General features: G+C 72.8%; 18 protein-coding genes. 10 read left to right on the forward strand and 8 right to left on the reverse strand.

Features of this window, described 5'->3' with window-relative positions:
• Positions 1 to 47: 47 nt before the first annotated feature.
• A complete protein-coding gene (locus ACWIF2_RS33320) occupies positions 48 to 617 on the reverse strand; it encodes a hypothetical protein (protein WP_454364639.1) in 570 nt (189 codons plus the stop codon).
• Positions 618 to 817: 200 nt separating this feature from the next.
• Complete coding sequence (locus ACWIF2_RS33325; protein WP_454364622.1) at positions 818 to 1,528, reverse strand: hypothetical protein; 711 nt, start codon at positions 1,526 to 1,528, stop codon at positions 818 to 820.
• 403 nt (positions 1,529 to 1,931) lie between these two features.
• Here ACWIF2_RS33325 and ACWIF2_RS33330 point away from each other — a divergent pair, with 403 nt between their 5' ends.
• The 8 genes from ACWIF2_RS33330 to ACWIF2_RS33365 are packed head-to-tail and all read left to right on the forward strand — an operon-like array spanning position 1,932 to position 11,340.
• Positions 1,932 to 3,017 (forward strand): DUF3344 domain-containing protein, encoded by a 1,086-nt coding sequence (locus ACWIF2_RS33330; RefSeq protein WP_454364623.1) that lies wholly within the window; start codon positions 1,932 to 1,934, stop codon positions 3,015 to 3,017.
• Between the two features lie 50 nt (positions 3,018 to 3,067).
• Positions 3,068 to 4,318 carry a glycosyltransferase gene (locus ACWIF2_RS33335; protein ID WP_454364624.1) on the forward strand — a complete coding sequence of 417 codons (1,251 nt, stop codon included), beginning with the start codon at positions 3,068 to 3,070 and terminating at the stop codon, positions 4,316 to 4,318.
• Positions 4,315 to 5,742 (forward strand): exopolysaccharide biosynthesis polyprenyl glycosylphosphotransferase, encoded by a 1,428-nt coding sequence (locus tag ACWIF2_RS33340; RefSeq protein WP_454364625.1) that lies wholly within the window; start codon positions 4,315 to 4,317, stop codon positions 5,740 to 5,742. Before ACWIF2_RS33335 ends, ACWIF2_RS33340 begins: the two co-directional genes overlap by 4 nt.
• A 3-nt stretch (positions 5,743 to 5,745) precedes the next feature.
• The gene (locus ACWIF2_RS33345) at positions 5,746 to 7,086 is read left to right on the forward strand and encodes an O-antigen ligase family protein (protein WP_454364626.1); all 1,341 of its coding nucleotides are present in this window, start codon (positions 5,746 to 5,748) and stop codon (positions 7,084 to 7,086) included.
• Entirely contained in the window at positions 7,083 to 8,786 is a 1,704-nt protein-coding gene (gene murJ, locus ACWIF2_RS33350) for a murein biosynthesis integral membrane protein MurJ (RefSeq protein WP_454364627.1), read from the forward strand. The genes ACWIF2_RS33345 and murJ overlap by 4 nt, the downstream gene beginning before the upstream one ends.
• Positions 8,770 to 9,534: a polysaccharide deacetylase family protein gene (locus ACWIF2_RS33355; protein ID WP_454364628.1), complete on the forward strand. Its 765-nt coding sequence runs from the start codon at positions 8,770 to 8,772 to the stop codon at positions 9,532 to 9,534. Before murJ ends, ACWIF2_RS33355 begins: the two co-directional genes overlap by 17 nt.
• A 1-nt stretch (position 9,535) precedes the next feature.
• The gene (locus ACWIF2_RS33360) at positions 9,536 to 10,684 is read left to right on the forward strand and encodes a glycosyltransferase (protein WP_454364629.1); all 1,149 of its coding nucleotides are present in this window, start codon (positions 9,536 to 9,538) and stop codon (positions 10,682 to 10,684) included.
• Positions 10,681 to 11,340, forward strand: a complete 660-nt coding sequence (locus ACWIF2_RS33365; RefSeq protein WP_454364630.1) for a lipopolysaccharide biosynthesis protein — start codon at positions 10,681 to 10,683, stop codon at positions 11,338 to 11,340. The genes ACWIF2_RS33360 and ACWIF2_RS33365 overlap by 4 nt, the downstream gene beginning before the upstream one ends.
• A 29-nt stretch (positions 11,341 to 11,369) precedes the next feature.
• Here the strand turns inward: ACWIF2_RS33365 and ACWIF2_RS33370 are convergent, their stop codons facing one another.
• Positions 11,370 to 12,647 (reverse strand): glycoside hydrolase family 26 protein, encoded by a 1,278-nt coding sequence (locus tag ACWIF2_RS33370; RefSeq protein WP_454364631.1) that lies wholly within the window; start codon positions 12,645 to 12,647, stop codon positions 11,370 to 11,372.
• 169 nt (positions 12,648 to 12,816) lie between these two features.
• Between ACWIF2_RS33370 and ACWIF2_RS33375 the strand changes: the two genes are divergently transcribed.
• Both ACWIF2_RS33375 and ACWIF2_RS33380 read left to right on the forward strand, forming a co-directional pair.
• A complete protein-coding gene (locus ACWIF2_RS33375; RefSeq protein ID WP_454364632.1) occupies positions 12,817 to 14,085 on the forward strand; it encodes a carboxylate--amine ligase in 1,269 nt (422 codons plus the stop codon).
• Complete coding sequence (locus tag ACWIF2_RS33380) at positions 14,085 to 15,353, forward strand: NAD(P)-binding domain-containing protein (protein WP_454364633.1); 1,269 nt, start codon at positions 14,085 to 14,087, stop codon at positions 15,351 to 15,353. The genes ACWIF2_RS33375 and ACWIF2_RS33380 overlap by 1 nt, the downstream gene beginning before the upstream one ends.
• Positions 15,354 to 15,540: 187 nt before the next feature.
• Here the strand turns inward: ACWIF2_RS33380 and ACWIF2_RS33385 are convergent, their stop codons facing one another.
• The 5 genes from ACWIF2_RS33385 to ACWIF2_RS33405 form a co-directional block, all read right to left on the reverse strand.
• Positions 15,541 to 16,272 (reverse strand): chaplin, encoded by a 732-nt coding sequence (locus ACWIF2_RS33385; protein WP_454364634.1) that lies wholly within the window; start codon positions 16,270 to 16,272, stop codon positions 15,541 to 15,543.
• Between the two features lie 143 nt (positions 16,273 to 16,415).
• Positions 16,416 to 17,927 carry a YfbK domain-containing protein gene (locus ACWIF2_RS33390; RefSeq protein ID WP_454364635.1) on the reverse strand — a complete coding sequence of 504 codons (1,512 nt, stop codon included), beginning with the start codon at positions 17,925 to 17,927 and terminating at the stop codon, positions 16,416 to 16,418.
• Between the two features lie 148 nt (positions 17,928 to 18,075).
• Positions 18,076 to 18,942, reverse strand: coding sequence for an ABC transporter permease (locus ACWIF2_RS33395; protein ID WP_454364636.1), 867 nt, complete (start codon positions 18,940 to 18,942; stop codon positions 18,076 to 18,078).
• Entirely contained in the window at positions 18,939 to 21,596 is a 2,658-nt protein-coding gene (locus tag ACWIF2_RS33400) for a CocE/NonD family hydrolase (RefSeq protein ID WP_454364637.1), read from the reverse strand. The genes ACWIF2_RS33395 and ACWIF2_RS33400 overlap by 4 nt, the downstream gene beginning before the upstream one ends.
• Before the next feature lie 182 nt (positions 21,597 to 21,778).
• Complete coding sequence (locus tag ACWIF2_RS33405; RefSeq protein WP_454364638.1) at positions 21,779 to 23,182, reverse strand: APC family permease; 1,404 nt, start codon at positions 23,180 to 23,182, stop codon at positions 21,779 to 21,781.
• Between the last annotated feature and the right edge of the window lie 177 nt (positions 23,183 to 23,359).

A 23,359-nucleotide genomic window follows, 5' to 3' on the forward strand; every position in this document is an offset into this window, starting at 1 on the left:
CCTCGGACTTTCCGAGGACCGGCCCTCCGCAGGGCGTTGTTCCAGCCCTAGAACCACAGGTTGCCGTGCGCCGGCTTGGCCTCGTTGACGGTGCCAGCGGCGTTCTTCACCGTGTGGACCAGCGACTCCTTGCCTTCGGCGGTCACGTCCAGCGGGACCTTGGTGCTCACGCCGCCGGTGAGGTCGGTGGAGGCCAGGTCGCGCGAGTTCTGGGCGGCCGGAGCGGGCTCGGGGGCGGCGGCGGGCTGAGCGACCGGAGCGGGCTGCGGGGCAGGCGGAGCGACCGGAGCGCTCTGAACGGCCGGGGCAGGCTGGGGAGCCGGAGCGGGCTGAGCGACCGGAGCCGGCTGCGGAGCGGGCTGCGGAGCGGCCTGGGCGACCGGAGCGCTCTGCGCCACGGGAGCGCTCTGCGCCGGAGCGGACTGGGCAACCGGGGCGGCCTGGGCAACGGGGGCGGCCGGGGCACTCTGGGCAACCGGAGCGCTCTGCACATCCGGGGCGCTCTGAGCGGCGGGGGCGCTCGGGGCGACCATCGCGTCATGGGCGAACGCCGGGGTGGCGGAACCGGCGGCGATCAAGGACCCGGCAAAGACGGCGGCAGCCTTCAGAGACTTCATCGTGTTCCTTTCTTCGGCAACGCACGTCGCCGGAGTGGTTTCTGTCGCCGTGCCTAACGAGCCCTGGCCTGGGCGGAAACCGGAACTGCCGAAGATTGCCAATACCTCATACGAGATCTATTAAAGGACCGGATCTCGGGCTGCGAAAGAACAGCAGTCGTGGCGCCGCTCTCCGAGGCCGGCACCACGACTGGGAGGGCTCAAGGGGCCGGTGGCACCACCGGCGTCAGCACCGAGGTCTGGGTCGAGAAGAAGTCGTAGGGCTCCGCTTCCGACGTCACCGTCATGTTGGACGTCATGCTCGACGTCGCCGACGGAACAGCTTCCTGGTCCTGCAGCACCGGTTCGCTCGAGGTCAGTTCGGCGAGGAGTTCGTCCGCTCCGCCCAGCAGGTCGTCGACCAGGGGAAGGAGGCCTCCGGCACCACCGGTGATCCCTTCCAGGAGGCCGTTGACAGCCCCCAGCACGAGATCCAGCAGGTCGGTCACAGGGTCGGCGGCACGCCGCTCGGGCACCATGGCGGGCAGGGCGGGCAGGGCGGGAGCCGGCAGGATGACCGGCGCCGGGGTCAGGGGCGCCACGGGGGCCGGGGTGTGCGCGTCCTCGGCGGCCGCCTCGGCCAGGGCGGCCTTCGCGGCGTCTCCCAGCCTGATGGCCTCGGCCGCGGTCAGCCGGCCGTTGTTGTCCCGGAGTACGGCGTTCAGCAGGTCGGCGACGGGGGTGAGCGTGCCCCAGTTGATTCTCTGAATCTGTACGAGGCGCACATCAGCGCCGGGAAGCCGGGCATCGGAGGCCACATGGCCGTGCCCGCGGGCCGAGTCGGCCGCCATGGCGACGGGGCCGGTGATCCCGACCAGAAGGGCGGCGCACAGTGCGCTGGACGCGATGCGCCGTGCGGGCAGAGCACGCATGGGGATTCCTTTCGACGGCGATGGATCTTGAGCCCACCGTGAAAGAAACAGGGACTTTCCGCAAGCATTCATAGGCTTTTAGGGAATACATAATTCCCCCTTTCGCCGCGTCCGGCCTGATCAGACGCTTTGTCAGGTCGCATGGCCGTCACCCCCTGATGGAGTAATGGCGGCGCCCCCCGCCGGGCAGAGGCGGCGCGCGGGCACCGGGGCGTCGGTCCGAACCAGCAAACATTTGCGATTTCACGATTCCGACACACTTGTCAGACTTCACCGAATTTCATCGACTATGTCCGATTGATGACTAGAGTTGCGAACCGCCCGACGCACTCCTCAGCGCGGACACATCGCACTCGTGGCGCTGCTGCCACGGCCACCTGTTCCGAAAGGGCAACGACCGGTCATGCGCCATTCCCTGGGCCCGCTGTTTCGCCGCGCGACCGTGGGCGCCCTCGCCCTTGCCGCCGTGTGGGCAGCCAGCAGCTCCCCGGCCGCAGCGCCGGCCGCGGCGCCCTCGCCGGAGGCCGAGAGCCTCGCCTTCGCCGAGCGGTACCGCGCGCTCCAGCACGGCGGCATCGTACGCGCTGCCAACGCCTCGATCACCTGCCGCGCGGCCCAGCGGCCCTCGTGCCCGGACGCGCAGGCGGGCGGTGTCGCCGCGAACGGCGACTTCGACATGTTCTACGTCGATGTCGACCGCGACCCCAACACCTACAACTCCTCCCGCTCGCAGGTCCGTCTGCCCAGCGGCTCCCGGGTGACGTACGCGCGCCTCTACTGGGGCGGCAACCTGCGGGTGGGCGAGCAGAAGCCGCCGGAGGACAACGGGCGCGTGCTGATCGCCGAACCCGGCGGGGAGTACAAGCAGTTGCTCGCCGACACGCTGGTCGGCCACCGCGTGCTGGACGGCATGGACGCCTTCCAGGCCTCGGCGGACGTGACGGGGCTGGTGCGGGAGGGCGGATCGGGCCTGTACACCGTGGCGCAGATCAACATCGCCATGGGCAGGTCGACGGCCGGGGCATGGGGCGGCTGGACGCTCGTGGTGGCCTACGAGAACCCGTCGGAACCGCTGCGGAACCTCGCGGTCTGGGACGGCTTCACCCCGCTCAGGTCCAATGCCCAGGAGATCCGCGTGACCGGCCTGGGCTTCGCCGCGGGCGCGTGGGGCCGTGCGGGCCTGGTGACGTACAACGGCGACCGCGGCACCGGCGGCGACTCTCTCACCGTGGCGACCGGCCAGTCCGCGGTCGCTCTCGGCAACGGCGCCAACCCCCGGGACGACGTCCTCAACTCCACCATCAGCGAGCCCGGGGCGGATGTGTCCCGGGTGCCCGCCCACGCCAACACCCTCGGCTACGACTCCGATGTCTTCGACCTCGGAGACGGTCTGCAGCAGGGCGGCGACCAGGCGACCTTCCGGATCCAGTCCCAGCAGGACGCGGCATGGGCCGGCGTGCTCTTCGTCGCCGTCGACGCACGGCGGTGAGTACGTCGCCGCCCGCCCCGAACGCCTTCGCGAGCGAGGAATCCGCGCACATGCAACTGTCATCCACCGCTCCCCACCCCAGAGTCCTGCATCTCACCCAACCGGTGGAAGGCGGCGTGGCGCGCGTCGTGACGGACCTGGTCGCGGCACAGCTGTCGGACGGCCTGGACGTCACCGTGGCCTGCCCCGAAAGCGTGCTCACCACGAGACTGCGGACGCTCGGCGCGCGCGTACGGCACTGGCACGCGACGCGGTCGCCGGGTACGTCGCTCGTGCGGGAGGTACGGCATCTGGCACGGGTGATCGACGAGGTCCGTCCCGATCTGGTGCACGCGCACAGCGCGAAGGCCGGACTCGTCGGACGGCTCGCGGTACGCGGGCGGATCCCGACGGTCTTCCAGCCGCACGCCTGGTCGTTCGAGGCGGTCGGCGGGCCCACCGCGGCCCTGGCGCTCATGTGGGAGCGCTGGGGCGCGCGTTGGGCCTCACGCACGGTGTGTGTGAGCGAGGCGGAGCGCGCGACCGGCATGGGCGCCAGGATCACCGGCCGGTGGACCGTCGTCCCCAACGGCATCGACCCCGAGCGCTTCCACCCGGCCACCGCCGGCCTCGTGCGCTCCGGCCTCGCACCGCTCACCGGCATCCACCCGGCGGCACCGCTCGTGGTGTGCGTGGGGCGGCTGTGCCGGCAGAAGGGGCAGGACGTCCTGCTACGGGCGTGGGACGACATCGTGCGCAGGGTGCCCGACGCCCGCCTCGTCCTGGTCGGCGACGGGCCGGACCACGACCGGCTGCGCGAGGACGCCCCGGAATCCGTGGTGTTCGCGGGAGCCGTCGCCGACGCCTCACCCTGGTACCAGGTCGCCGACCTCGTCGTCCTGCCGTCCCGCTGGGAGGGCATGGCCCTGGCACCGCTGGAGGCGATGGCCTGCGGGCGGCCCGTGGTGGTCACGGACGTCGACGGCGCCCGCGAGAGCCTGCCGCCCGCCTTCTCCGCCCGCTGCCTGGTCCCGCCGGAGAACCCGGCGGCACTGGCCGGGGCCGTCACCGAGCTGCTGATCGACCCGCTGCTGCGCGAGTCGCTCGGCGAGCAGGGCCGCCGGCACGTGCTGTCGACCCACGACGTGCGGCACACCGCCGAGGCCGTCTCGGACGTCTACCGCGATCTGCTCGGCCCATGGACCGCCGCCAACACCGGCGCTGAGCACGGTCAGCGGCTCGACCCCGGGCGTGGCGCCGAGCCGAACCGGACGACACAGCGCGTCGAGCCCACCGAGTACAGGGAGTCCATCCACTCGTGACCGCCGAACGTACCGTGCCCTCCCCCGGCGTACCGCCACGGGAGCACGGATCCTCACCAGTCTCGGTCATGCCGCCGCGCGGCACCGCCCCCGGCTTCCGGCTGTCCGGCCCGCGGCGCCCGGCCCGGCCGCCCTCGCCCGTGCCGCTGCTCGCCGCGGACGGCGTCGCCGCCCTGGCGGGCGCGCCCGCGCTCGCCGAAATCCCGCGCCAGCCACTGTTCGTCACCCTGCTGATCCTCCTCTCGCTGCTGCTGCGCCGGCGCGACGGGCGGCCGCCGGTACCAGGGCTGCTGGAGGAACTGCCCGCCGTGTGCGGCCGCGTCGCGGTGGCCTGGCTGGCGCTCGCGGCACTCCTCGCGGCGTACCGGCCGGAGCACGCGCTGTCCCTCCGTACCGTGCTCATGGGGCTCGCGCTGCAGGCGACGGCCGGCTGTGTGCTGCGCGGAGCCGTGCACGCGCGGCGGCGCGCCGCGCTGCTGCGCCACCCGCACACCGCACTCGTCCTCGGCCCGGTCGCGACCGCGCAGCGCGTGGCCGCCGCCGTCCTGCGTCAGCCGCGGTGCGGGGTGCGGCCGGTGGGGATCGTCGCCGAGCAGCCGGACGGCACCGAGACCCTGCCGGTGCTGACGACCGCCGAGGAGGTCGAGCGGGCGGTCATCCAGAACGGGGTGCGGGCGGTGCTGGCCGTACACCCCTCGGTACGCGCGGAACAGGGGCCGCTGCTGCGGGCACTGGCCGAGTCGGGCTGCGTGGTCTGGGAAGTGGACGCCGACTCCCCGTCGTACGCGACGCGGGAGCGGCTGGCCGGGTTCTCCTGCCGGCGTCTGGACATGTCCCCGGCCCGGCACGGCAGCGCCGGCAAGCGGGCCCTCGACATCCTGGTGTCGGGGGCGTTGTTGTTGCTGGCCGGCCCGCTGCTGCTGGCCTTCGCCGTGGCGCTGCGGCTCAGCGACGGGCCGGGCGTGGTGTTCCGGCAGGAGCGGATCGGCAAGGACGGGGAGCCGTTCACGCTGCTGAAGTTCCGTACTCACCGCCCGGTCGACGAGCACGAGTCGGCGACCCGGTGGAGCGTGGCCAACGAGAACGAGATGCGCTGGTTCTGCCGGATGCTGCGGCGCACCTCCCTCGACGAGCTGCTCCAGCTGTGGAACGTGCTCCGGGGCGACATGAGCCTGGTCGGGCCGCGGCCCGAACGCCCCTATTTCGTCGCGCAGTTCGGCCAGACGTACCCCGGCTACTCGGTCCGCCACCGCATGCGGACCGGCATCACCGGCCTCGCCCAGATCCACGGGCTGCGCGGCGACACCTCGATCGAGGACCGCTGCCGGTTCGACAACGCCTACATCGACGACTGGTCCCTGTGGCAGGACGTGTGCATCCTGCTGCGCACCGCGGCCACGGTGGTCCGTCCGACGGGGAGCTGAGAGGTGAGCCTCGCTCTGACACCGCTCCCGCGCCGCGTCGTCGCGCTGACGCCGGTCCTGCCCGTGGTGGCCGTACCCGCCCTGCTGGCCCTGCCCCGGTCGCCGGACGGCGCGGGGCCCGCCGATGTGCTCTCCGGGCTCGTGGTGGTCTACTGCGTGATCCGGCTCCTGCGCGAGCGGCGGCGCCCGCTGTCGCCCGCCGCGGCCGCGGTGCTGGGCCTGCCCGTCGTGGGGCTCGCGATCGCCGCCATGGGGGCGTTCTCGTCCGAGGCCGGGCTCACCGGCCTCGGACGCTATCTGCAGACCTTCGTCCTCGTCCCGGCGGCCGTGCTGCTCCTGCTCCGCGACCGGGCCGGCTTCCGGCTGGTGGCCTGGTCCTTCGTGGGTCTGGGTCTGTGTCAGGGGACCGTCGGCGTCCACCAGTTCATCACCCGGACCGGCGCCTCCTATCAGGGCGCGAACATCCGGGCGGTGGGCACCTTCGGGCCGCAGGACGTGATGGGCATGGCGACGGCGGTCTCGCTCGGCCTGGTGTGCGCGGTCGGGATCGCGCTCGGCCGGGTCTCCGCCCGGCAGCGGCTCGCCGCCGCCGGGTGCGCGCTGGTGCTGATGCTGCCGCTCGCGCTCTCCTTCAGCCGGGGAGCCTGGATCGCGACCGTCCTGACCTGCACCGTGCAGCTGGTGCTGACCGGGTGGCGGCGCGCGCTGAAGGTGGCCGCGGCCGCGGTCGCCTCGGGCGTGATCCTGGTGGGCGGGTTCGGCGTGGGCTCGGCGCTGCTGCAGCAGCGGATCGACAGCATCGCCCAGGTCGCCGACACCCCCGACCAGTCCGTCGTCGACCGGTACACCCTGTGGGCGTCCGCCACGGACATCTGGCGCGGGCACCCGCTGACCGGCGTCGGGCTGAAGGGCTTTCCCGAGTACCGGGACGGGCACGCCACGCTGGCGCTGTCGTCGGGCAGCGAGACCGACGGCGCGGGAGTGGCGTACCAGCGCCAGCCGCTGCTGTCGCCGCACAACATGTACCTGCTGGTGCTGAGCGAGCAGGGCCTGATCGGGCTGCTCGCGCTCGCCGGGAGCTGGCTGGCGCTGCTGGTGTGCGGGGTGCGGCGGCTGCTGCGCGTCCGCGACCGCGGCCCGGGACTCGACTGCGGGCTCATCGCCTGCGGGCTGCTGGTGTGGCTGCTGACCGACTTCGTGTACGGAGACATCGGCGGTCCCTCGACCGTGCTGATCGCCGTGGCCATGGGACTCGTGGCGTGGTGGGCGCTGGCCGGCGAGACCCGTGCGGAGCCGCTCCGGGCCCGGGTGCGGGAGCGCGCCGAGGAGGCCATGGCGCGATGACGGTGGTGCCTTCGCAGACCCCCGGTCCCGAGACGGACGGCGCGGCGACCGTGCCCCCGGCGCGGGCCGCCGTCAAGGCCGGGGACGGTGCCGACCCGGCGGCCTCGGCGTCGGGTTCGGCCTCCGGAAGCTTCCTGGCCAGAGCCGCGCTGGTGACGGCGTCGCTGTCCATCGCCGGCTCGCTGCTCGGCCTGGTGCGCGACCAGTCGCTGGCGCGGCTGTTCGGTGCCGGGAGCGACACGGACGCCTTCCTCGTCGCCTGGACCGTGCCGGAGTTCGCCGCCACGCTGCTCATCGAGGACGGGCTGGCGATCGCGCTGATCCCGGCGTTCAGCATGGCGCTGGCCCGCCGCGCCCGGGGCGCCCCTGGCGACCCGGTCCGTGCCCTGGTCGGCGCCACCCTGCCCCGGCTGTGCCTCGCCCTCACCGCGGTGGCCGCACTGGTCGCCGGCACCGCTCCCTACCTGGTCCAGGCCCTGGCACCCGGCCTGCCCGACCCGCGGCTCGCCGCCGACTGCACCCGGATCACGGCGACCTGCGTGCTGGCCTTCGGGCTCGCCGGGTACTGCAGCGCCGCCCTGCGGGCACACCGCTGCTTCCTCGCGCCCGCGGCGATCTACGTCGCCTACAACACCGGCATCATCGCCGCGATGTTCCTCCTCGGCGAGGGCTGGGGCGTGCGCTCCGCCGCGGTCGGGGTGGCGGCGGGCGGCTGTCTGATGGTGGCGGTGCAGGTGCCGTCGCTGTGGCGGCGACTGGCCTCGCGTGCCCAGCCCCTCGCCAAGACCGGGGCCGTCGTCGAGGAGCGGCCGATGCAGGTCGCCCTGGTCGCCGCCGTCCTCCTCTTCGCGCTGTGCCGCCAGTCGCAGGTCCTCGCCGAACGCTTCCTCGCCTCCGGCCTGCCCGCCGGTGCCATCTCGCACCTGAACTACGCGCAGAAGGTCGCCCAGATCCCGATGACGCTGTCGCTGATGGTGTGCACGGTCACCTTCCCGGTGGTGGCGCGGGCGCTCGCGGACGGCGACACCGCACGGGCCCGCCGCCGAGTGGAGCGGGATCTGGCGCTCGCGGCCTGTCTGGTGCTGCTGGGCATGTGCGCGGTGATCGCCTGCGCTCCGCAGATGATCGAACTGCTCTTCCAGCGGGGTGCGTTCACCGCGGGCGACACCGCGGCGACGGCGGACGTCATGCGCGTCTACGCCTTCGGGCTGCTGGGCCAGACCCTGGTGGGAGCCCTTGTGCGCGCCTACTTCTCGGCGGGCCGGGCCCGTTGGTATCCCCTGGGCGCGATGACGGCGGGCATCGTCGTGACGTCGTTCGTCGGCGCCGCGACCGTGCACCCCTGGGGCGTGGCGGGGATCGCCGCGGCCAACGCCCTCGGCATCACCGTCACGGCCGCCCTGCTGCTCGCCGGGCTGCGCTCGGGCCGGCCGACCAGCCCGCACAGCGTCTCGGTCCGTGTCCCGCAGGTCCTGGCCGAGCTGAGCAGGCTGGCGGGGGCGGCCGTCGTCGCCACGCTCGCGGGGTCGTTCGCCGCGAGCCGGCCGGACTCCCCGGCGGCGGGCCTCGCGGCCGGCTTCCTGACCGTGACCTTCGTCTTCGTTCCGCTCACCTGGGCCCTCGGTGCCCAGGGCTCCGCGTCCGCTCTGCGCTCCCTACGCGCCGTCACACGAAGGCTCGCACATGGCCGCTTCCGTTGATTCCCTCGACACCGGCAGACCCCCGGCCCCGCACAAGGGCCCTGTCCCCTGGGTGGCGATGTACCACTCGGTGGGCGACTGCTCGGACGACCCGTACCGCATCACGGTCACGCCCGAGCGGCTCGACCGGCAGCTGGCGTGGCTGCGCCGCCGGGGACTGCGGGGCGTGTCCGTGGCCGAGCTGCTCGCCGCCCGCGCCCGGGGCGAGGCACAGGGCCTGGTCGGGCTGACCTTCGACGACGGGTACGCCGACTTCGTCACCGAGGCCCTGCCGCTGCTGCGCCGCTACGACTGCCGCGCGACCCTCTTCGTGCTGCCCGGGCGGCTGGGCGGCGACAACGCCTGGGACCCGCTCGGCCCGCGCAAGCCGCTGCTGACCGCGGACGGCATCCGGCACGCGGCCGCCGAGGGCGTGGAGATCGGCTCGCACGGGCTGACGCACGTCGACCTCACCCGGGCGGACAACCTCACCCTCAGGGCAGAGGTCGGCGAGAGCCGGGCGCTGCTCACGGAGCTGACCGGCGCCTGGGTCGACGGCTTCTGCTATCCGTACGGCACGGTCGACGCCCGCGCCATCGAGGCCGTACGGGAAGCGGGCTACACCTACGCCTGCGCCATCGACCCGGGCCCGCTGACCGGTCCGCACGCCCTGCCGCGTGTGCACGTCGGCCAGAACGACACGGCCATGCGCCTGCACCTCAAGCACCGGCTGCACCGGCTGCGCCGGCGTCCGGTGGAGGGCCTGTGAGATGAGGGCTCTGCACATCATCACCGGTCTCGGCGTCGGCGGCGCCGAGCAGCAGTTGCGTCTGCTGCTGCGTCATCTGCCCGTCGACTGCGACGTCGTGACGCTCACCAACCCCGGCGCGGTCGCCGAGGGCCTCACCGCCGACGGTGTCCGCGTCACCCATCTCGGCATGGGCGGCAACCGCGACCTGGGCGCGCTGCCCCGGCTGGTCCGGCTGATCCGCTCCGGCGGCTACGACCTGGTGCACACGCACCTGTACCGGGCCTGTGTCTACGGGCGGTTCGCCGCACGCCTCGCCGGGGTGCGGGCGGTCGTCGCCACCGAGCACTCCCTGGGCGACTCGCAGATGGAGGGCCGCAGGCTGACGGCGGGGGTGCGCGGGCTGTACCTCGCCAGCGAGCGGCTCGGTTCGTCGACGGTCGCCGTCTCCCCGACGGTGGCCGATCGCCTGAAGCGCTGGGGCGTGCCGGGACCGCGCATCGAGGTCGTCCCGAACGGCATCGACCTGGACCGGTTCCGCTTCGACGCCGAGCGGCGCGAGCACACCCGCCGGCACCTCGGCCTGCCGGAGGGCGCGTTCGTCGTCGGCGGCGTCGGCCGGCTGAGCCGAGGGAAGCGGTTCGACGTCCTGGTCCGCGCGCTGACGCTGCTCCCGAAGGACCAATGGCTGCTGCTGGTGGGCGGCGGCCCCGAGGAGCCCGTCCTGCGCCGCACGGCCCAGGAGGCCGGAGTGGCCGGCCGTGTCGTGTTCACCGGGGAGCGTCCCTACGTGTCCGACGGTTCGCCGGGCCCCGACCTGCCCTCGCTCACCTCGGCGATGGATCTGCTCGCGTCCCCGTCCACCGAGGAGGCCTTCGGCCTTGCGGCCGTGGAGGCACTGGCCGCCGGACTGCCCGTGCTCTACGCCTCCTGCCCGGCCATCGAGGACGCGGGGCCGCCCGCCGCCGGTGCCCGGCGGGTGAGCGGCGGCCCCGAGGCGTACGCCCGTGCGATCGCCGAGGTCCGGGCGGCCGGTGCCCGGCCGCGCACGGCCTCGGAGGTAGCGCACCACTACAGCATCACCCACTGCGCGGCCCGTCTCACGGACGTGTACGCGGCAGCGGTCTCCAGTTCGACGTCCCCCTCTTCTCCGGGAGCCAACTCCTCATGACCGACACTCCGATCCGTCAGCACCGCCTGTCCCCGGCTCGCCTCAGGGAGCTTCCCCTGTGGTCCGTGGTCGCGGCAGGCACCCTCGTCGGGGGCCTGCTCGGCGGTTCGTACGGCCTGCTCACCCCCTCGACGTACACGGCCACCAGCTACGTCATCGCCGTGCCCGCGGGGAAAGCCTCACCGGACGCCGCCCTCGGGTTCGCCCAGGCGTACGGCCGGGTCGCCACGCAGCTCGCGGTGCTCGGGGACGCGCAGGTGTACGCGGGTGTGCCGGTGCGCACCCTGCAGCGCAGCGTGCGCACGGCGACCTCGCCGGACGCGCCGATGGTCGCCGTCTCGGCCACCTCCTCGCGCCCCGAGCTCGCCGTCGACATGGCCAACGCGGTCACCCGCTCGCTGACCCGGCACGCGGACGACACCCGGGGCAACACCCATGTGCGGCTGGTGCAGTTCTCTCGTGCGGTGGAGCCGAGCGAGCCGACCTCCACGTCCACGGCGGTGACCGGTCTGGTCGGCGCGAGCGCGGGCGGTCTGCTGGGCGGCCTGGCCCTGCTGGCGCGGCCGAGGAGGAACGGCGGCCAGGAGGACGATACGGCCCCGGCCCCCTCGGTGCCGAGCCCGGCCGCCGCCGCCGATGTCCGCGGACAACGGTGACGACGGCGGGCCGCGTCGGACCAGCCGGACTACCACCAGTCGAAGCGCAGGCAGAGCTTCCCACCCAGCCACTCCTCCACCCAGCTGCCCAGGTCCAGCGGTGTGCAGTCCGCCGGGGGCGGCGGTGTGCCGGGCGGGGTCGGCTTCGGCGTGGGCACGAGGGGCGGGGTCGCCTGGTCGGTACGGCCGAACAGGACGGACCGGTAGAGCTGGGACGACTTCGGGTTGGCCCCGCACTGCCACACGCCGTGCGGGCAGTAGTCGGTCAGCGTGTTGTAGAGCGGCTTGTGCTCCTCCATCCAGGCGAGCATGTCCCGCATGTAATCGGCATTGTCACCGTTGCGGAAGAGTCCCCATTCCGGATAGGAAATGGGTTTGCCGTGAGCCTTGGCGAAATCCACGTGGTCCTGCAACCCGTAGGGCTCTTTCACCTGTTGTTCGAACGACATCCCGGCAGGCTGGTCATAAGAATCCATGCCAATGATGTCGACCGTGTCGTCCCCCGGATAGCATTTCGTCCAGGGAACGGCGTCGCGGCCTCGGCTCGGCGTGAAATCGAACCGAAATTTTTGACCTGGCACGGAACGCATGGTGGTGACGATCCTGTTCCAGTACTTCTTCCAGGCCTCCGGGTCCGGCCCACAGCGATGCGTGTACGTGGTGCCGTTCATCTCCCAGCCGAGCACGAGAACCGTGTCGGGCACCTTCAACTCCACCAGCCGCTCGGCGAGGACACGGAAGTGGTGATCGAACTCCCCGGCCGCGCCCCGTTGCAGCAGCCGTCGGACCTCGCTGTCGGAGACGCCCTCCTCGTTGCGCTCCTGCATGGGGACGTTGAGGACGAGCATCCGGTCGGCCTTCTTGTTGCGCCACTGCGCCCACACGTCCAGGAACCCGGGAGCACCCTCGATGTCGCGCCAGCGGTGGCCCGGCAGATAGGTGTGGCCGGCGCGCAGCTCCGTACCGCCCAGCCAGTGGCTGAACAGCGGCATCCGGGCCACGCCTCGGGCATCGGACTTGAGGAAGACACCGAAGGCCGGGGCCTCCTCGCCCGTCGCCGGGGTGGTGGCGGCCGGGCTGGTGGCGGCCGGGCCCGGCGTCGACGGCTGTGGGACGGCCGGCGGCGTGAGGGCCGAGGGTGTGGGCACGGGCGGCGGCGGTGGGGTCGGCGCCGGAGCCCGGGGTTCGGCGGCTCGCGCCACCCCCGCCCCGGCCACGGGGCCGGACGCCAGGGCGGCCGACGCGGCGACCGCCGCCGCCCCCAGGGCCAGCCGGCGGACCCCGGCCCGCTTGTGCTGTGGGGCCATGCCTGCTCCATTCTTCGCTCTCGTCCGGACTGCTGCCTGAGTTTTTGTTATTGACGGGCAGTCATATGAAGTCAGTCATAGAAAAGGCAATGACGCCACCGCCGTTGCGGCTTTCGAGTGCCGGGCTCGCCCGTGCGGGTGAGCCGACCGGAAAAGAAAGAGAGAATTCGTGTCGCTGCTCGACAACCGCGTCCCCGCTGTAGTACTGCGGATCGACCGGAACCCTTTTCACCACGGAACGCTGGGGGCCGCCCGTTCGCTCGGCAGGGCGGGCGTGGAGGTACATGTCGTCGCCGATTCCGCGGGAAGTCCCGTCGGCGCGTCACGCTACGTGCGCCATATGCATTCCCCGCCACTCCCGGGCGCCTCCCCCGACGACATCCTCGCCGTGCTGCGCCGCGTGGCCGAGCACGTCGGGCGGCCCTCCGTCCTGGTCCCGATGGACGACGCGAGCGCGATCGCCGTGGGCCGGATGCGGGACGAACTCGCCCCCTCCTATCTGCTGCCGGCGATGCCGGGCACCCTGGCCGAGCGCGTCGCCGACAAGGCGGAACTGGCCGCCGTGTGCGCGGCCGTCGACGTCCCGTACCCGGAGACGCTGGTCCCCGACAGCCCGGCCGAGGTCGCCGACGCCATGCGGCGGCTCGGGCTGCCGGTGGTGGCGAAGTGGAGCCGGCCCTGGCTGCTGCCCGCCGGCAGCGGGCTGCGCAGCACGGTGCTGGTGAAGTCCGTGCAGCAGGCCCGGGAGCTGTTCCTGCGCACCGGCGAGGCGGGCAGCCCGCTGCTGCTCCAGGCGTATCTGGCACCGGGGCCGGACCGGGACTGGTTCTTCCACGGCTACGCCGACCACGCGGGAACCGTGCGCGCGGGCGGTCCCGGCCGCAAGCAGCTGGCCTGGCCGCGCGGGGCGGGGCTGACCGCGGTGGGCTGCTGGACGCCCAACGCACAGGTGCAGGCGCTGGCCGAGCGGCTCACCGACGAACTGGGCTACCGGGGCATCTTCGACCTCGACTTCCGCCGCTGCGGCACCACGGGCCGCTACCACCTGCTCGACTTCAACCCGCGCACCGGCGCCCAGTTCCGGCTCTTCGCCGACAGCGGGGGTCTAGACGTCGTCCGGGCCCTGCACCTGGACATGACGGGCCGTCCGCTGCCGGACGGGTCCCCGCTGGCCGGGCGGACGTTCGTGGTGGAGAACTACGCGCCGCTGGCCGCCCTGAGCGCGGCGCCGGGCGGCCGCGAACGCGAACTGGCCTGGTACGCCGGGGACGACCGCTCCCCCGGACGGGTCATGTGGGCCCTGTGGTGCCGGCATGTGTCCCGCCGGCTGCGTGAACGGCTGGGCACGACGACACCGGCGGTGGCGGCGCCGGCGCCCCGGCTGATCCCCCGGGCGGCCTCGCCCTCCCTGACCGACAACGAGAAAGCGAGCAGCTGATGGTGTACGACCTTCTGGTGGTGGGCGCAGGCCCGTACGGCCTGTCGATCGCGTCCCACGCCGCGGCCGCCGGGCTGAACCTGCGCGTGTTCGGCCGGCCCATGGCGTCCTGGCGCGACAACATGCCCCGCGGCATGTTCCTGAAGTCGGAGCCGTGGGCGTCCAACCTCTCCGACCCGGCCGGGCGGTGGCGGCTGGACGTCTACTGCGCCGAGCAAGGGCTGACGGCACGTCACGCGAAGCCGATCCCGGTCGAGGCGTTCGCGCAGTACGGCCTGTGGTTCGCGCGCAACGCCGTGCCCGGGGTGGACGAGCGCACGGTGACCCGCGTGACGGCCGGGCCCGGCGGCTTCACGGCGATCGCCGAGGACGGCGAGGAGGTGCAGGCGCGGGCGGTGGCCCTGGCGGTCGGTGTGATGCCGTTCGTCGAGGTGCCGCAGGCCCTGCGCGGACTGCACCCCGCGCTGGTGACGCACAGCAGCCACCACAGCGACCTCGACCGGTTCCGCGGCAAGGACGTCACGGTGATCGGCGGCGGCCAGGCCGCGCTGGAGACGGCGGCGCTGCTCGCCGAACAAGGCACGCGCGTCCGTGTGCTGGCCCGGGCGGAACAGCTGGTCTGGAACGAAGTGCCGCCGCCCTGGGAGCGCCCCTGGTGGCAGTCGGCCCGCTCCCCGCACAGCGGCCTCGGCCCCGGCTGGCGGAACTGGTTCTACGCGGAGCGCCCGGGCCTGTTCCGGCGGCTGCCGGAGCCGACCCGGGCACGCATCGCGACCACGGCGCTGGGACCGGCGGGCGCCTGGTGGGTGCGGGACCGGGTGGAGGGTGTGGTGGAGCTGCTGCCGGGCCATGAGGTCGCGGCGGCTTCCGCGGTGCCGGGCGGGGTCCGGCTGGACACGGTGAGCCGTACGGGCGCCCCGCGCAGCCTGGAGACCGAACACGTCATCGCCGCCACCGGGTTCCGGGCGCGCTGCGACCGGCTCGGACTGCTCGCCCCCGAGCTGCGCGGCTCGCTGGCGGCGCTGCCCGACGGCTCCCCGGAGGTCGGGCACAGCTTCGAGTCCTCCCACCCGGGCCTGTTCCTCGCGGGCCTGGTGACGGCCTCGGGCTTCGGCCCGGCGATGCGCTTCGTCCAGGGCGCGGCCTTCACGGCGTCGACGCTCGTCGCGGGAGTACGCCGCCGGCTCGGTGCGATGCCGGCGGCCGGCACCGTCCCCGCGCCGGTGGACGGCAACCGGAGCGAGTCGGTGTCGCCGGTACGCCGCTGACGGGGAACCGCAGATGCCCCAAGGGCCGCTGACGGCTGCGGAGCCGCCAGCGGCCCTTCCCGTGCGGGGACCCGGCCGGGGCATGCGGGGTGGGGGACGGCCGACACCCCCCGGATCGTGATCGACGGGGGGTGCGGGTGGGGCGGAGCACGGGTGCCGGACGGTCGCGTCCGGCGCCCGGGAACGGCTACCGGGACGAGGAGGTGCGCCCGCGGCGGTACATCACCACTCCGCCGACGATCAGGGCGGCGCTGGCGGCCGAAGCGGCCGCCATGGCCTCGCTGCCGGTCTCGGCCAGCTGGGGCACCGTGCCCTCCTCCAGTTCCACTTCCTCTTCCTCGGAGGTGGACGAGGTCTCGGTGTCCGGAGTCGTGGAGTCCGGGGTCTCGTGGTCCGGCCTGGAGGGGACCTCCTTGACCGGAGGCGTCTTCTCCTCGTCCGTCGACGGGGTCTCGTGGTGGTGGTCGTGGCCGTAGCCGCCACCGGACGACTCGTTCTCGCAGTCGTTGCCGTACGCCGTGTTGAACAGCGCGCCGCCGTTGACGGAGTTGCCGCACACGTTCGTGGGCGCGTCGACCGGCAGCTGCACGTTGTTCCCGGAGCCCACACCGGGAGAACCCTTCACGACCGCGGAGGCGTCAGCGCCCGCGCCCGAGTCGTGGTGCTTCGGCTTGTGCGAGGTGTTCTCGCAGGAGTTGCCGATCGCCTTGTTGAACGCCGCGAGTCCGTTGACGGTGTTGCCGCACAGGTTCACCGGCACGTGGACCGGCGCCTGCACGCTGTTCCCGGAGAGCACGCCAGGAGAGTCCTTCGCCACTCCCGACGCGTCGGCGTCAGCCAGGGCGGGGCTGCCGTACAGGGACAGAAGCCCCGTGGCCGCGGCCGCCGCGAACGCTCCCTTGCTCAGGGTCTGTCGCAATGTAGTCGTCCTCCTGCTTGAAGAAAGCGGCAGCGGTGAAAATCGCAGCACCGCATGCTCTACTGCCTCATCAACCCGTCGCGGGAGGATTGGTTCCGCAGGTTCACCCGGTTGGCCCGCCGTGCGGGGGCGGGCCGGGAGGCTTATCGGTCCCGCCCTCGGGCCGCCCGCTCGACGGCCTCGGCGAGGTCGTCCACGGCCCCGTCCCCGGTGCTGTCGGCCAACGCGCGGGCGCGGTCGGCGAGTTCCCGGATACCGGCCGGGGCTCCCGGGATGCGCTCGTCCCCCCGGCGGAGGGCGTCGGCGAAGTAGGCCGCCACCGCGGTGACCTGGAAGCGCTTCGGGGCGGCACGCTGGGAGTCGTGGAGGGCGCCGGTCTCGAGGTCGCCGGACTCCTCGTGGGGGTCACGGGTGTCCGGGTCGAGCCAGCGGACGGTGGCGGTGGCGAGGTGGCCTTCGGCGCCCGGCTCGGTGCGGACGGCGTACAGGGCGGTGACGGTGTGGCCGGGGCCGACCTCGCCGCCGTCGACCCGGTCGTCGCGGAAGTCCTCGTCGGCGACGCGGCGGTTGTCGTAGCCGATCAGGCGGAACTCCTCGACGGTCTCGGGGTCGAAGGCGACCTGGGCCTTGGCGTCGCGGGCCGTGAGGTCGATGTTGCGCGGCAGCTGCTCGCAGAAGACCTTGCGGGCCTCGCCGCGGTCGGACACGTACACGGTGTGGCCGTCGCCCTTGTCGGCGAGGTTCTCCATGAGGGCGTCGCCGTAGTCGCTGCCCACGCCGACGCCGAAGAGGGTGATGCCGTGCTCGCGGCGTTCGCCGGAGATCCGCTCCAGGATGGCGTCGGCGTCGGTGTCGCCGGTGTTGGCGAGGGCGTCGGAGACCAGGACGACCCGGTTGGTGGCGCCCTCGCGCAGGCCCTCGACGGCCTGTTCGTAGCCGGTCTCGACGCCCGCGCCGAGGTTGGTGGAGTTCTGGATCTCCAGGTCTTCGATGGCGTCGTGGACCTCGTCGCGGTTGCCGTCGAGGCGGGTCATGGGCAGGACGGTCTCGGCCTCGTCGCTGAAGGCGACGAGGGCGACCGAGTCGTCGTCGCGCAGCCGGTCCGTCATCACGGCCAGGGACTCCTGGGCGAGGTCCAGACGTCCCGGTTCGGCCATGGAGCCGGAGACGTCGATGACGAAGGTGAGGGCGGCGGGCGGGCGTTCGCCGGTGCGTTCCGCGGAGCGGGTGGCCAGGCCGACGCGGACCAGGGACCAGTCCTCGTCGTCGGTGCGGGCGCCGTCGACGGTGACCGAGAAGCCGTCGCCGTCCGGGCGTTCGTAGTCCTGGCGGAAGCTGTTGACGAACTCCTCGGGGCGGACCGTCGAGGGGTCGGGGAAGCGGCCGTCGGCGAGGGCGCGGCGGGCGTAGTCGTAGGAGGCGGTGTCGACGTCGAGGGCGAAGGTGGAGAGGTGGCGGGGGTTCTCCCGGCGGTGGTCCTCCCGCTCGCTGAGTTCGTCGCCGTGCGTGGGCGCGGTCAGGCCCGAGCTGTAGCCGTCGCGGTCGGCCGCCCTGCTGCCCCCGCTGCTGTCGCCGCTTCCGCTGCACGCGGTGAGCAGGAGTCCGCTCGCCGCCGTGAGAGCGAGCAACAGTTTTCGTGTCCGGTACCGCTCCATCGTCCGTGCCCCCTGGGTCCATCGGTGTCGGCTTCTTGCGACTGTGACGGCGCAGGGGGTGAGAACGTGCGGTACGGGGCGTTGCGGAAGCGTCTCGAAGCGGCCACGGGGGCGGCCCACCGAGACCGGTGGGAGATCCTCCGTTGACCTAGGACACGACGTCCTTGCGGGCGAAACCGCGGAAGGCCAGGGCGAACAGCACGAGCGCGTACGTTACGGAGATCGAGGTGCCCTGGATCATGTCCGACCACTCCAGTTGGGGCCGGACGGCGTCGAGCCAGGCGTACTGCCAGTGCGCGGGCAGGAAGTGGCGCCAGTCGCCGAGGGCCGTCACCTCGTCGAGGACGCTGCCGATGATGGTCAGGAACACCGCGCCGCCGACCGCGCCGAGCGGGGCGTCCGTCCGGGTCGACAGATAGAACGCCAGGGCGGCGGTGACCAGTTGGGACACCATGATGTACGCGACGACGATCAGGATGCGCTGGGCCGCCGTGCCCGTGGACAGACTGCCGCCGGTGGGGAGTTCGAGCGGACCCCAGCCGTAGGCCGCCGTGCCGACGGCGAGGGCGACGACCGGCAGCAGGACCATCGCCGCGAGGCTCAGGGTGAGTCCGACGGAGAGCTTCGACCACAGCAGCCGGGCCCGGGGCACGGGGGCCGCGAGCAGGTAGCGCAGGGAGGACCAGCTGGCTTCCGAGGCGACGGTGTCCCCGCAGAACAGTGCGACGGGGATGACCAGCAGGAAGCCGGCGGCGGAGAACAGGTTGACCGCGGCGAAGTTCGCCCCGGACGCCGTCGCCGTGTCCATGAGGTTCACGCGGTTGTTGTTGCCGCCCGGGGCGCCGCCGACCTGGAAGGCGATGAGCAGGATGACCGGCAGGGCGAACAGGACGCCGCCCATGACCATCGTGCGGCGCCGCTTCAGCTGCCGGACCAGTTCGACGCGGAAGGGCAAGGTGCGGCCCGCGCGGTAGCCGTTGGCGACCTCGACGGGCGGCTCGGCGAGCTTGCTCATGCTTCGGCTCCGATCAGGGTGAGGAAGGCGTCCTCCAGGCGGCGGTGCGGGCCGACCGAGCGCACCGGCACGTCGAGACGTACGAGTTCGGCGACCAGGCGCTGCGGGGAGCCGTCGGCGTCGAGCTGGACCAGGAGGCCCTCGTCGGTGCGCACGGCCGAGGCGACGCCCGGCAGCGCGGCGACCTTCTCCACGACGGGCTCGTCCACGGGCGTGGCCGTGCCGACCAGGAGCGTGTCGCCCGAGCCGACGATGTCCTCGACCGGGCCCGCCTGGACGAGCTGTCCGTGGTCCATCACGACCAGGTGGGTGCAGGTCTGCTCCACCTCCGCGAGCAGGTGGCTGGAGACGATGACCGTGCGGCCCGCGGCGGCGTAGCGGATCATCACCTCGCGCATCTCGCGGATCTGGGGCGGGTCCAGGCCGTTGGTCGGTTCGTCGAGGATGAGCAGGTCCGGCAGGCCGAGCATGGCCTGGGCGATGGCGAGGCGCTGGCGCATGCCCTGGGAGTAGGTGCGCACCGCACGGGCGAGCGCGTCGCCCAGGCCCGCGATCTCCAGGGCCTCCTCCATGTGCGCGTCCTCGGCGGGGCGGCCGGTGGCGCGCCAGTACAGCTCCAGGTTCTCGCGGCCGGACAGGTGCGGCAGGAAGCCCGCGCCCTCGACGAAGGCGCCGACCCGGGAGAGGACCGGGGCGCCCGCGCTGATGGCGTGGCCGAAGACGCGGATCTCGCCGCCGTCCGGCTTGATCAGGCCCATCAGCATGCGCAGGGTGGTCGTCTTCCCCGCTCCGTTGGGGCCGAGCAGGCCCAGCACCTGGCCCTTCTCCACGCGGAAGGAGAGGTCCTTGACGGCGTACCGCTCGGACGACTTCGCGTAGCGCTTGGTCAGGTCCGTGATCTGGAGGGGGACTTCGGCGAGCTCGGGGTCGGGCGGGGCGGGGGCGGCGGTGCGGCGGTGGCCCGTGACGAGCAGGGCGAGGGCGATCACGGCGCCGGCGATCGGCATCCACCACACCCAGGCGGGCAGCCCGCCCTGGGTGTCGCGCTGGCCGAGGGCCGAGGGGACCTTCAGATCGCCCTTCAGGGAGACGGTGTAGGTGGCCGGGGAGGCCGGGGAGGCGTAGCCGAGGTCCGTCGAGGCGAGGACCAGGCGCAGCCGGTGGCCGTCGTCGATCTCGTGGTCGATCGCCGGGAGGGTGACGGTGACGTCCTTGCCCGCCTTGGCGCCCTCGACCCTCAGGGGCGTGACGAGCTGGGAGGGCAGGACCTGCTGGGAGGCGCCGCCGGGGCCGACGTCGTAGACCTTCGCGAAGAGCACGGCGTCGTCGCTGGTGGACTTCACGTGGACGGTGGCGGTCGGCGAGCCGGTGATCTGGACGTCTTCGCTGAAGGGCTTCGACTCGAACGCGGCGAACTGGCCCGGGAAGTCGAGCGAGATGCCGATGCCGAGCGTGGAGAGCTGGCTGAGGCCGCCGGCGCCGCCGAGGCCGGGCAGGGCCGAGACACCGGGCGGGCTGGCGCCGGGCGGGTTGTCGAAGCGCTGCTCACGGCCGGCCAGGGCGATGGAGCGCTGCTCGGCCTCCAGGCCGGGGTAGCGGTCCGAGGTCACGCCGGTCAAACGGGGTTCGCCGTCGCCGGAGCCGGTGCCGAGGGTGCGGGTGACGCGGAAGGCGGGGCCGGTGTCGGCGGCCTTGTCGTCCTTCAGGTAGCGGTCGAACCAGGTGGTGACGCGGTCCTGGACGCGGCCGGTCTCCATGTCGCCGCCGTCGTGGCCGCCCGCGATCCAGTCGACGTCGACGGGGGCGCCGTTGGCGCGGATGGCCTTCGCGGCCTGGTCGGCCTGGCCGAGCGGGAAGAGGGAGTCGGACTGGCCCTGCATCAGCAGGGTCGGCACGTCGATGTCCTTCCCCACGGCGGACGGTGAGCGCTCCTCCAGCATCCCGCGCGCCTCGGCGTCGGGCTTGCCCGACTCGGCGACCCGCTCGTACATCCGGCACAGCGCGGGTTCGAACTTCTCGCAGCCGCCGCCGGAGTTGACGAAGATGCCGGCCCACAACTTCTTGAACACGCCGTTCGGGAACAGCGCGTCGGCGAGGTTCCAGTACGTGATCGCCGGGGCGATGGCGTCGACCCGGTCGTCGTGCCCCGCCGTCAGCAGCGCGATGGCTCCGCCGTAGGAGCCGCCCGCCATGCCCACGCGTGGATCTCCGGGCTTGTCCAGCTCGACCTGTGGCTGCTTCGCCAGCCAGTCGAGGAGCTTCGAGACGTCGGCGACCTCGCCCTTGGGGTCGTTGAGGCCGATCTTCCCGTTCGACTTGCCGAAGCCGCGTGCCGACCAGGTCAGGACCGCGTAGCCGTCTCTGGCGAGGCCCTCGGCCTGCTGCCGTACGTCGTTCTTGCTGCCGCCGAAGCCGTGGCCGAGCAGGACGGCGGGGCGGCGGCGGTCTCCTCCGGAGGTGAAGAACGAGGTGTCGATGCGGGTCCCGTCGACCGTGGCCATGACGCGGTCGGCGCGGTGCACGGGGGGCGCCTCGTCGGAGGCCACGGCCGTCCATGTGCCTGCGCCGGCGAGCACGACGACGGCGGCCCCGGCGGCGAGGAGCCTCCGGGGCCTCCGAAGCAGCCCGTGGAGTCCGGGCAGTCGAAGATCCATGCGTCAACGGTACGGGGTCAACCTGTCGAACAGTTGTCGACCGGAGGCCGAAGTGAGGGCCATTCCAGGGGTGTACACGGGGTTTCGGCGTACTGCGGGTGGTGTACGGATTCGAGCTCGGTGCGGTCTCTGTGTTGCCGCGTGCGGGTGCGTTGTGGCTGGTCGCGCAGTTCCCCGCGCCCCTAAAGAGCCTGCTCGTCCGCCGGGATCGAGACCAGCCACCGTGTCTCCCTGCGTGGGCGCAGATACAGGGCCCAGTACAAGGTCGCTGTCGCTGTGATGCCGCCCGTCCAGAGCAGGTACGTCGGGTCCTGCTCGCTCAGGATGTAGATGAGGACCACGATCAGCAGGAGCGGGGCCGTGGGCCACAGGGGCATGCGCCAGGCCTGGGTGTGGCGGTGTGGGCCGCGGCGGGTGCGCAGGGCGGCGATCGCGACCAGCAGGTACATGCCGGTGACCGAGACGCCTGTGACGCCGTACAGGGTGTCCAGGTTCACGAAGCACAGGGCCGCGCCGGGGACGCCCACGGCGAGGGTGGAGACCCAGGGGGAGCCGAGGCGGCCGAGGCGGGAGAAGAGGGAGTTCACCGGGCCGGGCCAGGCCTTGTCGCGGGCCGAGGCGAACAGGACGCGGGAGTTCTGGATGACCATGACGATCCCGGCGTTGATGATCGCCAGGGCCACGCAGAGGCTGACGAACGTGCCGACGGCCGAGTTGGACCAGGCGGTGACCATGGTGCCGATGTCGCCGCCGGTCAGCTGGGTCAGATCGGACGCGCCCAGGGTGATGGCGACGACCGGGACCAGGATGATCACGGCGGAGATGGCGAGGGTGGCCAGGACGGTACGGGCGACCGTGCGGCGCGGGTTCTCCAGTTCCTCGGAGAGGTAGACGGCGGTGGAGAAGCCCTGGGTGACGAACAGGGCGATCGCCAGGCCGGAGACCATGAGGAGGGCGGTGATGGTGTCCGTGCCACCGTTCGGGGCCGCCACCTGCATCGACAGCAGGCTGTCGGGGCCGCGTTCGGCGTGGGTGAAGCCCAGTACCGCGACCACGGCCGCCGCGATGACCTCCAGGACCAGGAAGACACCGGTGATCCAGGCGTTGGCCCGCAGGTCCAGCAGGCCGGCGAGGGTGGCGAGCAGCATGACGGAGGCGCCTGTCCAGGACGGGTCGAGGTGGGCGACCGGGGCGAGGTAGTCCGCAGTGCCCATGGCGATGACCGGCGGGACGATCATCACGACCAGGAGCGAGAGGACGAAGACCAGCCAGCCCGCCAGACGCCCGGCCATCGTCGAGACCATCGCGTACTCGCCGCCGGCGCTGGGGATGAGGGTGCCCAGCTCCGCGTAGCAGAACGCCACCGCCACGCAGAGCAGCGAGCCGACGGCGATGGTGAGGGCGGTGGCGGTGCCGAGCGAGCCGAAGAGGTCCGGGACCACCACGAAGAGGGTCGAGGCGGGGGTCACGCACGAGAGGGTGAGGAGGGTGCCGCCGACGACTCCGATGGAGCGCTTGAGCTTCCTGGGGTGACTGTCCGGCGCGTGCGCCACGGCTGTCTCGACAGGACGGAGCGTGTCGGTCATGCGGCGATTCCCATCGGCTCGGCGGTGGATGTGCGCAGCATCGAACCCCGACGAAAAGCAGCCCGTCAATGCCTCTTTACCTGCGAAATCCGCAGCAGAAAGGCGATCTGACTGTCCTTTTGAGCACCCTGAGGTCAGTGGGAACAGGTCCGGGGGCGCCTGCGAGAACCGCAGGCG

It is taken from the genome of Streptomyces sp. NPDC055506 (assembly GCF_053643595.1).